The organism is Candidatus Polarisedimenticolia bacterium (assembly GCA_036001465.1).
Classification (GTDB): Bacteria; Acidobacteriota; Polarisedimenticolia; order Gp22-AA2; family Gp22-AA2; genus Gp22-AA3.
This window is the reverse complement of record DASYUH010000040.1, coordinates 23,313-38,925: the sequence shown is the minus strand read 5'-3', so window position 1 is coordinate 38,925 and position 15,613 is coordinate 23,313. Positions and strand designations below refer to the sequence as shown.

General features: G+C 70.3%; 13 protein-coding genes. 9 read left to right on the top strand and 4 right to left on the bottom strand.

What is annotated here, in order from left to right; all coding sequences use genetic code 11:
• Positions 1-26: 26 nt before the first annotated feature.
• The gene (gene thiO, locus VGV60_07910) at positions 27-1,166 is read right to left on the bottom strand and encodes a glycine oxidase ThiO (protein HEV8701179.1); all 1,140 of its coding nucleotides are present in this window, start codon (positions 1,164-1,166) and stop codon (positions 27-29) included.
• Positions 1,167-1,311: 145 nt separating this feature from the next.
• Here thiO and VGV60_07905 point away from each other — a divergent pair, with 145 nt between their 5' ends.
• Positions 1,312-2,583: an MFS transporter gene (locus tag VGV60_07905; protein ID HEV8701178.1), complete on the top strand. Its 1,272-nt coding sequence runs from the start codon at positions 1,312-1,314 to the stop codon at positions 2,581-2,583.
• Here the strand turns inward: VGV60_07905 and VGV60_07900 are convergent.
• Complete coding sequence (locus VGV60_07900; protein ID HEV8701177.1) at positions 2,561-3,220, bottom strand: hypothetical protein; 660 nt, start codon at positions 3,218-3,220, stop codon at positions 2,561-2,563. The two genes, VGV60_07905 and VGV60_07900, sit on opposite strands and share 23 nt — an antisense overlap.
• Positions 3,221-3,314: 94 nt before the next feature.
• On the opposite strand from VGV60_07900, the gene VGV60_07895 reads away from it, so the two are divergent.
• Genes VGV60_07895 through VGV60_07880 form a run of 4 tightly spaced genes read left to right on the top strand, consistent with a single transcriptional unit; the run spans position 3,315 to position 6,165 of the window.
• Positions 3,315-4,085, top strand: coding sequence for a class I SAM-dependent methyltransferase (locus tag VGV60_07895; protein HEV8701176.1), 771 nt, complete (start codon positions 3,315-3,317; stop codon positions 4,083-4,085).
• Between the two features lie 18 nt (positions 4,086-4,103).
• Complete coding sequence (locus VGV60_07890) at positions 4,104-4,904, top strand: SDR family NAD(P)-dependent oxidoreductase (protein HEV8701175.1); 801 nt, start codon at positions 4,104-4,106, stop codon at positions 4,902-4,904.
• On the top strand, positions 4,901-5,344 hold the full coding sequence (locus VGV60_07885; GenBank protein HEV8701174.1) for a thioesterase family protein: 444 nt from the start codon (positions 4,901-4,903) through the stop codon (positions 5,342-5,344). The genes VGV60_07890 and VGV60_07885 overlap by 4 nt, the downstream gene beginning before the upstream one ends.
• A gap of 23 nt (positions 5,345-5,367) precedes the next feature.
• Positions 5,368-6,165: a DUF72 domain-containing protein gene (locus VGV60_07880; protein ID HEV8701173.1), complete on the top strand. Its 798-nt coding sequence runs from the start codon at positions 5,368-5,370 to the stop codon at positions 6,163-6,165.
• Positions 6,166-6,193: 28 nt separating this feature from the next.
• Here the strand turns inward: VGV60_07880 and VGV60_07875 are convergent, their stop codons facing one another.
• Complete coding sequence (locus tag VGV60_07875; GenBank protein HEV8701172.1) at positions 6,194-6,652, bottom strand: heme-binding protein; 459 nt, start codon at positions 6,650-6,652, stop codon at positions 6,194-6,196.
• A gap of 318 nt (positions 6,653-6,970) precedes the next feature.
• On the opposite strand from VGV60_07875, the gene VGV60_07870 reads away from it, so the two are divergent.
• From VGV60_07870 to VGV60_07855, 4 genes are read left to right on the top strand one after another with little or no spacing between them, the layout of a single operon-like run.
• Positions 6,971-7,669, top strand: coding sequence for a YfiR family protein (locus tag VGV60_07870; protein ID HEV8701171.1), 699 nt, complete (start codon positions 6,971-6,973; stop codon positions 7,667-7,669).
• The gene (locus tag VGV60_07865) at positions 7,669-11,322 is read left to right on the top strand and encodes a response regulator (GenBank protein ID HEV8701170.1); all 3,654 of its coding nucleotides are present in this window, start codon (positions 7,669-7,671) and stop codon (positions 11,320-11,322) included. The genes VGV60_07870 and VGV60_07865 overlap by 1 nt, the downstream gene beginning before the upstream one ends.
• Positions 11,319-11,969: a response regulator transcription factor gene (locus VGV60_07860; GenBank protein ID HEV8701169.1), complete on the top strand. Its 651-nt coding sequence runs from the start codon at positions 11,319-11,321 to the stop codon at positions 11,967-11,969. Before VGV60_07865 ends, VGV60_07860 begins: the two co-directional genes overlap by 4 nt.
• A gap of 19 nt (positions 11,970-11,988) precedes the next feature.
• Entirely contained in the window at positions 11,989-13,515 is a 1,527-nt protein-coding gene (locus tag VGV60_07855) for an AMP-binding protein (protein ID HEV8701168.1), read from the top strand.
• Here VGV60_07855 and VGV60_07850 read toward each other — a convergent pair.
• On the bottom strand, positions 13,508-15,589 hold the full coding sequence (locus tag VGV60_07850) for a helicase C-terminal domain-containing protein (protein ID HEV8701167.1): 2,082 nt from the start codon (positions 15,587-15,589) through the stop codon (positions 13,508-13,510). The two genes, VGV60_07855 and VGV60_07850, sit on opposite strands and share 8 nt — an antisense overlap.
• Positions 15,590-15,613: the final 24 nt, after the last annotated feature.

The following is a 15,613-nucleotide window of genomic DNA, read 5'->3' as shown; positions in this document are numbered from 1 at the left end:
GCGGAAGCGCGTCCCGTCACCGGCCTTCAGCCGGCCTCCTGTCCTCCCACCGCGGCCGTGAAGCGACGCGGATCGAAGCGGGCGAGGTCGAACCCGGGATCCTCACCGCGCAGGATCCGGCCGACGACGAGCGCCGTGATCGGGGCCAGCAGGATGCCGTTCCGCAGGTGGCCGCAGGCGTAAATCAGCCCCGGCGCGCCGCCGCGGCCGATGGCCGGGAGATCGTCCTCGCAGGCCGGACGCAGGCCGGCCCAGGCGGAGTGAAACGGCGCCTCCCGGAGGGCCGGGACCAGGGCGATCGCCGCCGCCGTCAGTGTGGTCACGCCCGCCGCCGTGACCCGCCTCTCGAAACCGACGCGTTCCATCGTGCTGCCGACCAGGATCCGCCCGTCTTGCCGGGGCACCAGGTAGCAGGCCGTGGCATACAGCGGACGCGCCGGTGCCGCCGACGGCCCCAGGCAGACGATCTGGCCGCGCACCGGGTGGGATGCCAGAGGAGGAACGCCGTCGCCGCCGATCTCCTGCGTCCAGGCGCCCGCGGCGATCACGACCGTGCCGGCATGGAACGTCTCGCCCCCCGCCCCGACCCCCGCGACGCGGCCCCCCTCGACCAGGAGCCGATCGATCCGGGTCCTCTCCACGAGGCGGGCCCCGGCGCGCGCGGCCGCCCGGCCGAGTCCCTGCACGAGGAGGACGTTGTCCACGCTCCAGTCGCGCGGCAGGTAGAGACCCTCCGTCAGGCCGGGATGGAGGGAGGGCTCGAGTCGCCGCAAGGCCTCGCCGCTCACTCGCTCCGCGGGGAGCCCGATCGAGTGCTGAAAGGCGGCCTGGCGGTCGATCGCCTCGATCTCGCCGGCGTCTCTGGGCAGGAGCACGGTCCCCCGCTCGAGCAGGCAGGGATCGAGACCGCTCTCGGCGGCGATGGAGCGCGCGAACCCGGGATAGAGATCCCGGCTGGCGAGGCCGAGGGCCTGCAGCGGATCGCCCCCCGCGAGTCCGATCTGCGGGCCCAGAAGACCGGCCGCCGCCGCCGAGGCCTCACGACCGATCTCCCCCTTCTCGAACAGCCGGACGCGCAGCCGGGATCGGGCCGCCTCGCGCGCGATCGACAGGCCGATGATCCCGCCGCCCACCACGATGACGTCGTCGCTGGATTGGCTCCGCATGAGGGCCGGAGTCTACCGCCCGCGCGCCGCTCCGGCAACCCCGGAACGCCGCCCAACCGAATGCCCGGACACGCTCCTGGCGCGATTGACAGGCGGGACCTCGCTCCCTATCATCGGCTGCTCTCAAGCGTGAAACGGAGACGACGTGCTGAACGGGCGGGCGCTCGCGGTCCTCTTCCTGACGCTGTTCCTCCTCATGCTGGGCGTCGGGATCATCATCCCCAATATCGCCTACCAGGCCCAGGCGCTCCGCGCGTCCTCGTTCCAGATCAGCCTGCTGTTCACGCTCTACTCCCTGATGCAGTTTCTCTGCGCGCCGTTCTGGGGGCGCCTGTCCGATCGCACAGGCCGCAAGCCGGTCCTGCTCCTCGGCCTGCTGGGGAACGCGGCCGGCCTGGCGCTGTACGGGATCTCCTCGACGCTTCCCATGCTGTACGCCGCGCGCGCCCTGTCGGGTCTCATGTCCTCGGCGGCGCTCCCCTCCGCCATGGCCTACGTCGCCGACGTGACCGACGACAAGAGCCGCGGCCGAGGGATGGGATATCTCGGCGCGGCCATGGGGCTCGGGTTCATCTTCGGGCCGGCCCTCGGCGGCATCCTGTCGCGCTTCGGGCACGGTGTGCCGTTTCTGGCGGCCGCGGCGCTCAATCTGCTGACCTGCCTGCTGGCCGCCGTGCTCCTGCGCGAGAGCCTGGGGACGCGGGCGACCCCGGCCGGTCCGGCGCCCGAGGCGGACGGCGTGACCACCGTGCTGCAGGCCCTCGCCGAAACGCCGATTTCCATCGAGTCCGCGGCGCGCCGGTCGTGGCCGCTGCGCGCCCTGGGGAGCCCGCTCCTGCCGTTCTATCTCGTTGCGTTCTTCGTCACCTTCGCCATGGCGGCGCTGGAGTCCATCTTCCCGCTGTTCATCCAGGCGCGCTTCGGCTACGGCGCGCACGACATGGGAACGATGTTCCTGTTCATGGGGACCGCCGTCTTCCTGGTGCAGGGGGTCCTGCTGGGTCGCCTCATCCAGGCGATGGGGGAGGAGAACGTGATGCTGGCGGGGCTCCTGGTCAACGCGCTCGGCTTTCTGCTCGTGGTCGCGGCGTCGGGGCGCATCAGCTTGACGGCGGCGCTGCTGATCAGCGGTGTCGGCAACCAGGTCATGCGGCCGACCAACGCCTCGCTCATCACCAAGCGGACGACGCGCGGCCGGGGGGCCGCCATCGGGATCATGGATTCGTTCGACTCCGCCGGTCGCATCCTGGGGCCGATCGTGGCGGGGTCGCTGTATGGCCCCCACCCCACGTACCCCTACCTGGTCTCGGCGGCCATCCTGGCGACTGCCGGGTCGGGTCTCTGGCTCTGGAAGGGCCTGGGGAGGAACGCACCGGGGCCGGGGGCCGATGACGTCAGTTCTTCGGGCGCCCCTTGAGCAGGTGCCGTTCCAGCGGCGCGAGCTCGTTGACCACGATCCGGGTCACGCGGTAGTTCTCCACCGAGAAATAGGTCCGGACCGAGCCGCTCTCGTTGACGTACTGATACTTGCGCGGCACGGACGGATCCACGTTCGCGTCCGCCCGGGGCGCCACGCCGCGAGGGCGGGCCGACATCAGATCGATGGGCGGACCGTAGGCCTCGAGCAGGTCGTTGACCGTCGAGCCCTTGCCGATCCCCTTGCCTGTCCTGAAATGTCCCTCGCTCATCCCCTCGTACGCCCCTTCCAGGTTGAAGCCCACCGACGCGACCTTCAGGCTGTCGGGAGCGCCGACGGCGATACAGGAGATCCCGACGGCCGGCACCTTCACGGTGACCGCGTCATCCTGCCCGGCGAACGCCGTGACGTCGGCGCCGGGAAACTTCTTCAGGAGATCGTCGAGCGACTGGCCGATGAACGCCATGCCGGGGATCCCGGAGTGCAGCTCGACCGTCAGTGTTTCATCCGCCCCGGGGGCGGCGGCCGGTCCCTCTCCCGCCCCGGTCTTCGTGGCGGGTGGAGGAGCAGGCGGATCCCCCGCCGCGACGAGGGCGGTCGGGAGGAGGATCAGAAGCGTGCCGAGAAGCCGTCCCATCGAGGTTCTGTCCATAGGAAGAAAAAAGTATAGCATGCCAGGCCGTGCCGGCGACGCCCGGAGGTCTGGGGTTAGAATGCTCGAGGAGGGACAGGTGGACGACGAAAAGTCACGGACGATCGGTCCGTCCACGGCGCAGAGCGCGTTCGCGCGCCAGGCGCAGGCCTACTCGAAGAGCCCGCTGCAGACCGACCCGTTGCGGCTGTCGCGGCTCGTCGACTTCGTGGGGCCGCGGCCGGGGGAGCGGGCCCTCGACGTCGCGTGCGGGCCGGGGATCGTCACCGGCGCCCTGGAGCGCGCCGGACTCCTGGCCGCGGGCATCGACCTGACCCGGGAGATGATCCGCGAGGCGGTGCAGCGCGGGGGATGCTACGTGCAGGGCAACGTCGAGCGGCTGCCCTTCGCGGGGTCCGCCTTCGACCTGGCGGTCTGCCGCAACGCATGCCACCATTTCACCGATCCCCGGGCGGTGCTCCGGGAGATCGCGCGCGTGCTGCGCCCCGGGGGCCGGGCGATCGTCGAGGACATGTGCGCCCCGGACGAGCCGCAGGCGCGCGACTACTACGAGACCATCGAGCGTCTGCGGGACGTCTCGCACGTCAGGACGCTCACCCTCGGGGAATTCGCGGACCTGGCCGCCGGGGCGGGGCTCATCGGTTTCGAGTCGGCGCCCCTGGCGTTCGTGATCGATTTCGAGGAATGGATCGACCGTGCGTTCCCGGCCCGGGAGAAACGGGACCGGGCACGCCTGATGATGGAGGCGGCGGTTGGAAACGAACGGTGCGGGCTCCGGGTCTTTCGGGAGGACGGCCTCCTGAAATTCGAGCGCCGGAGCCTGATCTGGCGGGCCATGCGGCCGGCCTAGGCTCCCAAGGAGGACAGGATGGTGCTTCAGGGTCGGGTCGCGGTCGTGACCGGCGGCGGCCGCGGTATCGGGCGGGCGATCGCGGAGCTGTTCTACCGGGAAGGGGCGCGCGTCGCCATCGCCTCCCGCAACACGAAGAACCTCCAGGCGCTGACCGCGGAGCTGAACACGGGCGACCACCGCATCGTGCCGTTCCGCTGCGACGTCAAGGACAAGGACGAGGTCGAGGTGATGATCGGCAACGTCGTCGAGGTCTGGGACCACGTCGACATCCTGGTCAACAACGCCGGCGTGTCGGGCACCACGCCGCTGGCCCCGGCGGACGAGCCGGGGATGGACGATCGGATCGAGGCGAAGTGGCAGGAGATTCTCGCCACCAACCTGACCGGACTCTACTATTGCACGCGCGAGGCGGTGCGCCACATGCCGACGGGAGGCGGCGGCCGCGTCCTGAACCTGTCGTCCGTACTGGGCAAGTTCGGTGTGCCGGGTTACGCCGCCTACTGCGCCAGCAAGCACGGGGTGATCGGCTTCACCAGGGCCCTGGCGCTCGAGCTGGCCCCGCGGCAGATCACGGTCAACGCCCTGTGCCCCGGCTGGGTCGACACCGACATGGCGGCACAGGGAATCAGGGACGGCGCCGCCGGGGAGGGGGTCCCTCCGGAAGAGTTCCGCCGCCGGGCGGAGTCGCGCGTGCCGCTGGGCCGCTTCATCACGCCGGCGGAAGTCGCGCGCCTGGCCCTGTTCCTGGCGTCCGACGCCGGCGCGGGCATCACCGGCCAGTCGATCAACATCGACGGCGGGGCGGCGATGTGGTGAGCGCCCGGACGGAGGACGGGTACCCGCTGACGGTGCCGATCGAGGTGCGCTTCCGCGACATGGACAGCATGGGACACGTCAACAACGCGGTGTTCTTCACGTATTTCGAGAACGCCCGCATCGCGTACTGGCGGGCCGTTCCGGCGATCCGCTCCCGGCGGGCCCTGGATTACATCCTGGCGCGGGCCGAATGCGATTTCAGGAGCCCGGCCACGGTCGAGGACGCGCTGGTCTGCGACATCCGCGTCGGGACGTTCGGACGATCCTCGTTCACCTTCGAGTACCGGCTCAGGGACGAGCCGTCCGGTCGGGTGGTGGCGGAGGGCCGGACGGTGCAGGCCCTCTACGACTATGCCCTCAGGAAGACCCGGCCGCTCGATACAGAGCTGCGGGCGGCCATCGAGGAGTTCGAGGCACGGACGATTCCGGCCCGCGCCTGATCGCGAAGGGGAATCGCGACGCCATGGACGCGCGGCTGCGCATCGGCGCCTCGAGCTGGAGCGCCCCGTCCTGGGAGGGGGTCTTCTATCCGCCCGGCACGCCGCCCTCCGGCTACCTGGAGCATTACGCGAAGCACGCCGACACGGTGGAGGTGGACGCCACGTTCTACCGCATTCCGACGGCGCGGATGGTCGACGCGTGGCGGGATCGCACGCCCCCCGGCTTCCTGTTCGCGGCCAAGTTCCCGCAGGTCATCACCCACGAGAAGCTCCTGCTCGACTGCGCCTCCGAGCGCGATGAATTCCTGCGCGTCATGGACCGGCTCGGCGACCGGCTCGGCCCCCTGCTGCTGCAATTCCGCTACTACCGCAAGGACGATTTCCCGGACCCGAACCCGTTCATCGATCGCCTCGAGACGTTCCTGCCGTCCCTCCCTCCGGGACGCCGCTATGCCGTCGAGGTGCGCAACAAGAGCTTCGTCACCAGGCGCCTGATCGGCATCCTGCGACAGCACCGGGTGGCGCTGGCGCTCATCGACCACCCGTGGTTCTTCGGCGTGGACGCGCTCATGCGCATGGACGGCATCCTGACGACCGATTTTGCCTACATCCGCTGGCTGGGTGACCGGAAGGGGATCGAGACGAAGACGACGCGCTGGGACCGCCTGATCGTCGATCGGCGGCGTGACCTGGGGAGATGGATCCCCGCCATCCGCGGCATCCTCGATCGGGGCGTGACCGTCTACGGCTACTTCAACAACCACTACGCCGGCTATGCCATCGGGTCGATCGAGATGTTCCGGGAAATGTGGGAGGGCTAGGAGCCTGCCCGGACACCTGGACAGGCACCTAGCGCCGCCGCCTTCGCGTCCGGGAGGCCAGCACGTTGATGCCGGCCGCAGCGACCTCGCGGTCCTGCTGGATGGTGCCGCTGCTGCACCCGATGCCGCCGACGATCTGACCGTCCAGGTACACGGGAAGACCGCCCCCCACGATCATGAAGCGGCCATGGTTGCTGACGTGGATGCCGAACGCCGGCCGTCCGGGCCCCGCGATCTCGGCATACTCGTGCGTGGGGCGGCGGGCGCAGGCCGCCGTCCAGGCCTTCGAGATGGCGATGTCGATGCTGCTCAGCTTGGCCCCATCCATCCGATTGAACACCAGCAGGTGACCGGCGTCGTCCACCACCGCAATGTCCATGGGTACCTTGATCGACTGGGCCTTGCGGACGGCCGCGGCCATCATCAGTCGGGCGCCTTGGAGCGTCAGTCGAAGCGCGTTCCTGGTGACAAACTCCGTCCTGGGCATTCCGTCCCTCCTGGAGGGCAGGCAAACCCCTCGCCCTCTTCAGTGGGGGGCGAGTGGGCAGATTTTTGACGGAGTATAGCGCAGGAGCCGGCCATTTGCTCGGACGGGCTCCCTGCCGCGTCATTGCCGGCCGAGTACCGGAGCCCTATATTTGCCGCCATCGTCCGGGACCCGTAAGTCGCGGGAGGAGAGGCGGATTGGCTCACCCGGACCCGAACGGCCCGCCGCCTCGCTGGAGAGTCCTTGCGTCCGTGGGTGGCGCGCCGCCATCGGCTAGGAGCCTGTCCGAGTATTGGGCCGGGTCGCGTTCCGGACGCCGTGGGACGGGATGCGAGGCGCCGCGACGACGTCCGATGCCTGTGCATCGACGAGGCGCGGCAACGAAGCAGACGGCCCCACGCCGCCGGAACCCGAAGGGCGCATGGGGATTGCGGCCGGAGCGGCCTGCCCGCCACGGCCGTGTTCCTGCTCTGGGTCTCCCTGCTCGGCGCTCCGTTCTCGATCATCTCCGCCCAGCCTGAGCCTCCGCCCCTGTTCGAGCAGGACGTCAAGGCCAGCTTCATCTACACCGTCGCCAAGTTCGTCGACTGGCCCGAGTCGGCGTTCGAGGCGCCCGAAGCACCCATGGTGTTCGCGGTCCTGGGGGACGAGTTGATCGCGGACGCGCTCGAGCGGGTGGTCGAAGGGAAAAGAGTGAACGGCCACCCCGTCACCGTCAGACGGGCGACGACCCTCGACGATCTGGCCGGGTGTCACGTGCTGTTCCTGGGCCGGTCGGAGGGGCCGCGCCTGCGGGACATTCTCGGACGGCTGCGGGGGCTCTACGTCCTCACGGTCAGCGAGTCCGAGCGTTTCGTCAGGGACGGAGGGGTGCTGGGGCTTCTTCTGGACCAGAACATGGTGCGCTTCGAAGTGAACGTCGATGCGGCCTCGAGATCGAAGCTGTCGATCAGCTCGAAGATCCTGAGGTTGGGCAAGGTGGTCCGAGACCGGAAGCGCGCTCAGGGGGCGCCGTGATGGCCTTCAGGGACATGTCGATCAGGCAGAAGCTGATGCTCATGATGATGCTCACCGCGAGCGCCGCCCTGCTCCTGGCCTGCCTCGCCTTCGTGACCTACGAGCTGGTCACCATGCGCCAGCAGATGGCGCGCGAGCTGTCGGCCCTGGCGGGCATCATCGCCGACAACAGCACGGCGGCCCTGTCCTTCAAGGACCGCAAGGCGGCGGAAGAGACCCTGTCCACCCTGGCGGCCAAGGAGCAGATCGTTGCGGCGGCCCTCTTCGACAGCCAGGGCGCCCAGTTCGCGCGGTATCTGAGGGCCGGGACGTCACCCGGCGCCGTCCCGGCGGGTCCGGAGGACGCAGGCTACAGTTTCGAGTCGGGCCGCCTGGTTCTGTTCGCGCCGGTCCAGATGGACCGGGACCGGATTGGCACCGTCTTCCTCCAGTCGGACCTCAGCGTGATGGTGGCGCGCCTCAAGCGCTATACCGCCATCGTGGTCATGGTCATGGCGGCCTCCTCGATCCTGGCCCTGCTCCTCGCATCGCGCCTGCAGGGGGTCATCTCCGGCCCGATCCTCGAGCTGGTGGGGACGACCCGGGTGGTCGCGGCCGAGAAGAACTACGCGGCGCGTGCCGTGCGCCGGAGCCGCGACGAGTTCGGGCTCCTGATCGACGGCTTCAACGACATGCTCACCCAGATCCAGGAGCGCGACCGCGCCCTGGAGTCCGCCCGCGAGGCCCTGGAACGGCGCGTCGTCGAGCGCACCCGGGAGCTGCAACGGCAGGTCTCCTACATCCAGCTGCTGCGCACCGTGGCCGCCCTGGCCAACGAGACCTCCACCATCGAGGAGTCTCTGCAGCACTGCCTGGACGCCGTCTGCAACCTGACGGGGTGGCCGGTCGGGCACGTCTACGCGCGCTCCCCGGAGGCCCAGGACGTCCTCGTCTCCCGGAAGATCTGGCACCTCGAGAATCCGGATCGCTTCGAGGCCTTCCGGAGGGAGACCGAGAAGACGCCTCTGCGGCGGGGGGAGGGGCTGCCGGGCCGCGTCATGGAGATTGGAAAGGCCGTCTGGATCGCCAACGTCCAGGAGGAGACGAGTTTCCCCAGGGGGAGGGTGGCGTACGACACCGGGGTGCGGTCCGCCTTCGGCTTCCCCGTGCTCGTGGCGGGAGAGGTGGCGGCGGTGCTGGAATTCTTCTCTCCCGACATGATGGCCCGGGACGACCGGCTGCTCGAGGTCATGGCGCAGGTGGGCACGCAGCTCGGCCCGGTCATCCAGCGACGCCGGGCGGAGGAGTCGCTCCGCCAGAGCGAGGAGAACTACCGTTCCCTGGTCGCCAACATACCGGACATCACCTGGACCTCGGACTCCGTCGGCCGGACCGTGTTCATCAGCCCGAACGTCGAGAGGGTCTACGGGTTCACCCCGGCGGAGATCTGCGCCGATCCGGGCCTCTGGTTCGGGCGCGTCCACCCCGAGGACGTCGATCGCGTGCGCGCCGCGTACCGCGACCTGTTCGAAGGCAACCGCAAGTTCGAAGTCGAGTACCGCATCCAGCGCAAGGACGGCGAATGGATCTGGCTGTACGACCGGACGCTGGGGTCGTACCAGAAAAACGGCGTAGCCTACGCCGACGGCATCTTCTCCGACGTCACCGAGCGCAAGCAGGCGGAACTCGAGCTGCAGAAGGCGAAGGCGGCGGCGGAGCAGGCCAGCCAGGCGAAGAGCGAGTTCCTGGCCAACATGAGCCACGAGATCAGGACGCCGATGAACGGCATCATCGGCATGACCGATCTCCTCCTGGACAGCCACCCGAGCCACGAGCAGCGCGAGTATCTCGACCTGGTGAAGAGCTCGGCCGACGCGCTCATGGTCCTGATCAACGACATCCTGGATTTCTCGAAGATCGAGGCCGGCCGGCTGGATCTCGACCCGATTGACTTCGGCCTGCGCGACTGCCTCGACGAGGCGATGCGGATCCTGGCGGTGCGGGCGCACGCCAAGGGCCTGGAGCTCGCCTGCCACGTCCTGCCCGAGGTGCCGGACGCGATGGTGGGCGATCCGGGCCGCCTTCGCCAGGTCCTGATCAACCTGGTCGGCAACGCCATCAAGTTCACCGACACGGGCGAGGTGGTGGTGCGCGTCGAGCCCGACGCCGTGTCGGGAGACCGGGCGCACCTCCGGTTCGCCGTGACGGACACCGGGATCGGCATCCCGAGCGACAAGCATGCCGCCATATTCGAGGCCTTCACCCAGGCGGATGGCTCGACCACCCGCAAGTATGGCGGAACCGGGCTGGGCCTGACCATCTCCTCCCAGCTGGTCGAGCTCATGGGCGGCCGGATCTGCGTGGACAGCGAGGTCGGGCGGGGCAGCACCTTCCACTTCACGGCGCGCTTCGGCCTGCAGGAGGGGCACACGAGGGTGCCCGAGACCACGCCGCCGGAGGAGCTGATCGGCCTGCCGGTCCTGGTGGTCGACGACAACGCCACGAACCGCCGGATCATGGATGAGCTGTTCCGCGGCTGGCGCATGGAGCCCACGGCGGCGGAAGGCGGCAAGGCGGCCCTCGCCGCACTCAAGCAGGCGGCGCGGGACAGGCGGCCGTTCCGTCTGGTCGTCCTGGACTGCAACATGCCCGACATGGACGGCTTCGCCGTGGCGGAGAGCATCCATGCCGATCCCGAGCTGGCCGGGACGGGCCTGATCATGCTGACCTCCGGGGGGCAGCGGGGCGAAGCGGCGCGCTGCCGCCGGGCGGGGATCGCGGCCTACCTCACCAAGCCGACCCGCCGCTCGGAGCTCCTCGACGTCGTGATGACGGTCCTGAGCCCTTCGGCGTCGGCGGGACGGAACGCCCCGCTGATCACGCGTCACTCCCTGCGCGAAAAGCGGCATCGGCTCCGCATCCTGCTCGTCGAGGACAATGCCGTGAACCGGGCCGTGGCGGTCCGCATGCTCGAGCGGCGCGGCCAGACGGTCACCATCGCGCGCCACGGACGGGAGGCGCTCGACATCCTGAAATCGAACACGTTCGACGTGGCGCTCATGGATCTGCAGATGCCTGAAATGGGAGGGCTCGAGGCGACCGCGGCCATCCGCGCCCTGGAGCGGGGGAGCGGACGGCACCTGCCGATCATCGCCATGACCGCCCACGCCATGAAGGGGGACCGCGAAGAATGCCTGGCGGCGGGGATGGACGGCTACGTGTCCAAGCCGATCCAGCCCGAACGGGTGTTCGAAGTCCTGGATGCCGTCGTCGCCGCGCGCTCGGCACAACCGGCGGCGGCGCCCGCCCGGGGGGCGGCGCCGGGGCGGAGCCTCGTCGACCGGGACGCCCTGATGTCCCGCCTGGATGGCGACACGCGGCTCCTGTCCGAGATCGTGGAGCTCTTCCTCCGGAGCTCGCCCCAGCTCCTGCGCGACGTCAAGAAGGCGCTGGCCGCGCGCGATCGCAAGGGGCTGCAACGGGCGGCCCACACGCTCAAGGGGGCGGTGGCCAACTTCGGCGCCAGGACGGTCTGGGCGGCCGCCCTCAAGCTGGAAAAGATCGGGCAGAATGGTAATCTGGCTCATGGGAGGCAGGCCCTGTCCGTTCTGGAGAAGGAGCTGGGCCGGTTGAAGAAGGAACTCGTCCGGCTGGCGGAGGAACACGCAGCATGAAAATCCTGATCGCCGAAGACGACGCGGTGTCGCGCAGAGTGCTGGAGGCCACGCTCGTGAAGTGGGGCTTCGAGGTGGTCACGACGACCGCCGGAGGCGAAGCCTGGGCGGCCATCTCGGCGCCCGGAGCCCCGAGGCTCGCGATCCTCGACTGGATGATGCCCGAGATCGACGGCGTGGAGATCTGCCGCCGCGCCCGGAAGAGGCCGGATCCGCAGCCGCTGCACATCATTCTCCTGACCGCCCGCGGCCGCAAGGAGGACGTCATCGCGGGCCTGCAGGCGGGCGCGGACGATTACGTGACCAAGCCGTTCGACCACGAGGAGCTGCGCGCGCGGGTCCAGGTCGGCGTGCGCATCGTCGATCTGCAGGCGGCGCTGGCGGTCCGCGTCGTCGAGCTCGAGGACGCCCTGGCCCGGGTCCGCCAGCTGCGCGGGCTGCTCCCGATCTGCTCCTACTGCAAGAAGATCCGGGACGACAAGAACTACTGGCAGCAGGTGGAGCAGTACGTGGGCGCGCACTCCGACGTGCAGTTCAGCCACGGAATCTGTCCCGACTGCTATCAAAAGGTCGTCGAGCCGCAGCTCGACGAAGTCATGAAAGATCGGGATCACCCCGGGAGTCCCGACAAGAAACGCCGCGGCTGAGCCGTTGTAGGATCCCCGTGTGGACCCGCTCACTCTGCTCGATGACGCCTGCCGGAAGAGGAGAGCCGCGGCCGTCTTCTGCGGCGGCTCGCACTTCGACTACCCGGGCCTGAGGGATCTCGCCCTGGCCGCGGGGAGCCACCTGGAGTCCCTGGGCGCGCGCCCGGGGGACCGCGTCGCGGCCCTGTTCCCGAACTGCCACCTGTACCTGGCCGCGTACTTCGCCGCCCTGCTGCGCCGCTTCGTCCTGGTGCCGCTGAATCTCCGGCTGTCGGAGCGCGAGATGCGCGCCATCCTCGATCACAGCGGCGCGCGCGTCCTGATCGGCGATCCGGGCCTGTGCGGGCCGCTGCTCGCGGGCGGCGCGCAGGCCGGGCAGGGCTGGGTCGCCGGCCCGACCGGCGCCGCCGGCCCTGGCGCCGCGGAGGCCGCGGCGCCGGAGGCGGTCCACCTCTACTACACCAGCGGCACGACCGGCCGGCCGAAGGGGGTCGTCCTGACGCTCGGGAACCTGGCCGCGCACGTCGACATGACGCTTCGAGAGCTCCGGTTCGGCCCGAGCGATTCCTGGCTCCACGCCGCCCCCATGTTCCACCTCGCCGACGCCTGGGCGGTCTGGACGGCGACGGCCGCCGGGGCCGCGCACGTCCTCCTGCCGCGTTTCGAGGCGGGCGCCGCCTTCGAGCTCATCGAGGCGCACGGCGTGACCATCACGAACCTCGTGCCGACCATGCTGCGCGGACTTCTGGCCGAGGCGGAGTCGCGCGGTCGGCCGTTGCGCTCCCTCCGCCTCCTCCTGAGCGGCGGCGCCCCGATCGACCCCGGCCTCGTGGCGCGTGTCACTTCGCTCCTCGGCTGCGACTACGCCCAGACGTACGGCTTGACGGAGACGTCGCCCTTCCTGACCTTCTCCCTGCCGGGCGACGGACAGGCTGCCGTGCCTCCGCCGGACGCGATGCGCCTGAGGGCCAGGACCGGGCGGGCGGCGCGGGGCGTCGACCTGCGCGTCGTCCAGCCCCACGGCGCGAGCTCCTTCTCGGACGTGCCCGCCGACGACACCACCGTCGGCGAGGTGATCGCGCGCGGGGCGACGGTGACGCCGGGCTACTGGCGCGACAGCGAGGCGACCCGGGAGGCCTTCAAGGGGGGATGGTTCCACACGGGCGATCTGGCCACCCTCGATCGACACGGGTCGATCCACCTCGTCGATCGCCTCAAGGACGTGATCATCTCGGGCGGTGAGACCGTCTACAGCACCGAGGTCGAGAACGTCCTGTACGAGCACCCGGACGTGCGGGAAGCGGCCGTGTTCGGCGTTCCCGACGAGACCTGGGGGGAATCGGTGCGCGCCGCGGTCGTCCTCGTGGGCGGGGATGCGGGGCGGGCCGGCGACCTCGTCGACTTCTGCCGGGGCCGCCTGGCGCATTACAAGTGCCCGCGCGCGGTCGACCTCCTCGCCGCCCTGCCGCGCACCGGCTCGGGGAAGATCGACAAGAAGGCGCTCCGGGAGCCTTTCTGGCAGGGGCGCCCCCGCCGCATCAACTGACCGATCGACCGGCCGGACCGCGGTGCAGGAAGCGCTCGGCTTCCTCGAACGAGCCGGTCTGCCGGCACGGGGGCAGGGACTCGAGGAACATCTGGCCATAGGGACGGGTCCGGAGCCGCGGATCGAGGACGGCGACTAGGCCGCGGTCGTCGTGGCTCCTGATGAGGCGCCCGAACCCCTGCCTGAATGTGAGGATCGCCTCCGGCAGCGTGTCTTCCAGGAAGGGATCCCCGCCCCGCGTCCTGATCGCTTCCGCGCGCGCCTCGGCCATCGGGTGGCCCGGCACCTCGAACGGCAGCCGCGTGATCACGACCAGGCGCAGGGCGTCCCCCGGCACGTCGACTCCCTGCCAGAACGTCATGGTCCCGAGCAGGACGCCCCGGCGCGTGAGGCGGAACCGCTCGAGGACGGAGGACGCCAGCCCGGGCTCGTGGCGGAAGAGCTCGAGCCCCTTGAGATCCGGGTCCTCCAGGAGCGCCGCGTGCACGCGCCTCAGAAGCGCGTAGGAGGTGAAGAGCAGGAAGGCCCCTCCGCCCGACGCGAGGAGGAGCCGCCGGCACTCGCGCAGGACTCCCTCCGCGAACCCGTGCGGGTCGGATCCGGGGTCCGGCACCGCCGCGGGCAGGTAGAGGAGGGCCTGCCTCTCGAAGTCGTACGGAGAGCCGAGGATGGTCTCGGCGGCCGACGCGATGCCGAGGCGGCGGCGGAGGTGGGTGAACGATCCTCCGGCTGCCAGAGTGGCCGAGGTCAGCACCACCCGGCGGGCGTCCTCGAACAGGCGCGGCCGCAGGACGTGCGCCACCTCGATCGGCGCGACGCGCAGGGTGGCGCCCTCCTGGCGCGGGGCGCACTCCACCCAGTAGACGGCGTCCGGCACCCGCTGCTCCAGGAACTGCGTGACTCTCTCCCGCAGATCGCGCGTGCGCGATCCGAGAGAGCCAAGGACGAGCGCCTCCGTCGGGTCGGCGCCGCGCGCCCTCTCCTCCAGGGCCTCCTCCAGCTCGAACAGCGGGGCGCGCAACCGATCCGCCACGGCCCCGGGAGCGCGCACCCGGGCGATCGGAGCGTACCCCGCCGGCGTCTCGGGGCCCGATCCCGGAGCGTCGCGCTGCGCGGCCAGTCCGAGCTGCCGCATTTCGGCGAAAAACTCCCGGGCGGCCTCTTCGAGGCGCGGGACGATGGCGGGGAACAGGCCGCCCCCGCCACGGCCGCGACCCGGGCCGGCGCGCCGGGGCCGACGCCCCCGCTTTCTCTCCCCGAGATCCTGCAGGAGGCCCCCCACGGAACGGTCCGAGACGCTGTACCCGAACTGCGCCGTGACCGACTCCTCGACGCGGTGCGCTTCGTCCAGGATGACGACCGAATGCGGCGGCAGGATCCGCCCTCCGGACTTGAGATCGAGGAAGAACAGGGCGTGATTGACGATCAGGAGGTCGGCATCGCGCGAGCGGGCCAGGTCCCTTCGGTACAGGCACGACTCCCAGAACGGCCCGCGCGCGCCCTGGCAGATCTCGCGATCGCGGCGCACCCGCTCCCAGATCGCGTCCGGCACGGGGAACGGGATCTCCGAGCGCAGTCCGGTGGGTGCGCTCCGGGCATGCCGATCGAGGGCCTGGAGCACTTCCGCGGAGGACGCATCGACCAGGTCGGCGCCGGAAAGCGTCCACTCGCTCAGGCGCTGGATGCAGAGGTAGTTCTCCGATCCCATGAGCAGGGCGTGACGAAAGGAGATGCCGGCGGGCTCCAGGGCGCGCTCCAGGAACGGCAGGTCCTTGCGCGCCAGCTGTTCCTGCAGCGCGCGCGTGTGCGTGGAGATGACGACGCGCCGCTCCGCCTGGGGAAGGGATCGGTCGCGCGTGGCGTACAGGATGGCCGGGACCAGGTACGCGAGCGACTTGCCGATGCCGGTGCCGGCTTCGATCAGGAGGTGCCGGCCCGAGGCGAGCGCCGCAGACACGTCGCGGGCCATCCGGGCCTGCTGCGGGCGCGGTTCGAACGATGGCAGCGCCCGGGCCAGGGGACCGCCCGGGGCGAACAGGCCGGCCACCTCGGCGATCACCAGCGACTCCTCCATGCGCGGCCCGGCCGAATGCCCGGA

Excerpts from the sequence above, each read along its gene's own strand:
- thiO (HEV8701179.1), bottom strand. The coding sequence starts at position 1,166 with ATGCGGAGCCAATCCAGCGACGACGTCATCGTGGTGGGCGGCGGGATC.
- VGV60_07900 (HEV8701177.1), bottom strand. The coding sequence starts at position 3,220 with ATGGGACGGCTTCTCGGCACGCTTCTGATCCTCCTCCCGACCGCCCTC.
- VGV60_07890 (HEV8701175.1), top strand. The coding sequence starts at position 4,104 with ATGGTGCTTCAGGGTCGGGTCGCGGTCGTGACCGGCGGCGGCCGCGGT.
- VGV60_07880 (HEV8701173.1), top strand. The coding sequence starts at position 5,368 with ATGGACGCGCGGCTGCGCATCGGCGCCTCGAGCTGGAGCGCCCCGTCC.
- VGV60_07875 (HEV8701172.1), bottom strand. The coding sequence starts at position 6,652 with ATGCCCAGGACGGAGTTTGTCACCAGGAACGCGCTTCGACTGACGCTC.
- VGV60_07865 (HEV8701170.1), top strand. The coding sequence starts at position 7,669 with ATGGCCTTCAGGGACATGTCGATCAGGCAGAAGCTGATGCTCATGATG.
- VGV60_07860 (HEV8701169.1), top strand. The coding sequence starts at position 11,319 with ATGAAAATCCTGATCGCCGAAGACGACGCGGTGTCGCGCAGAGTGCTG.
- VGV60_07850 (HEV8701167.1), bottom strand. The coding sequence starts at position 15,589 with ATGGAGGAGTCGCTGGTGATCGCCGAGGTGGCCGGCCTGTTCGCCCCG.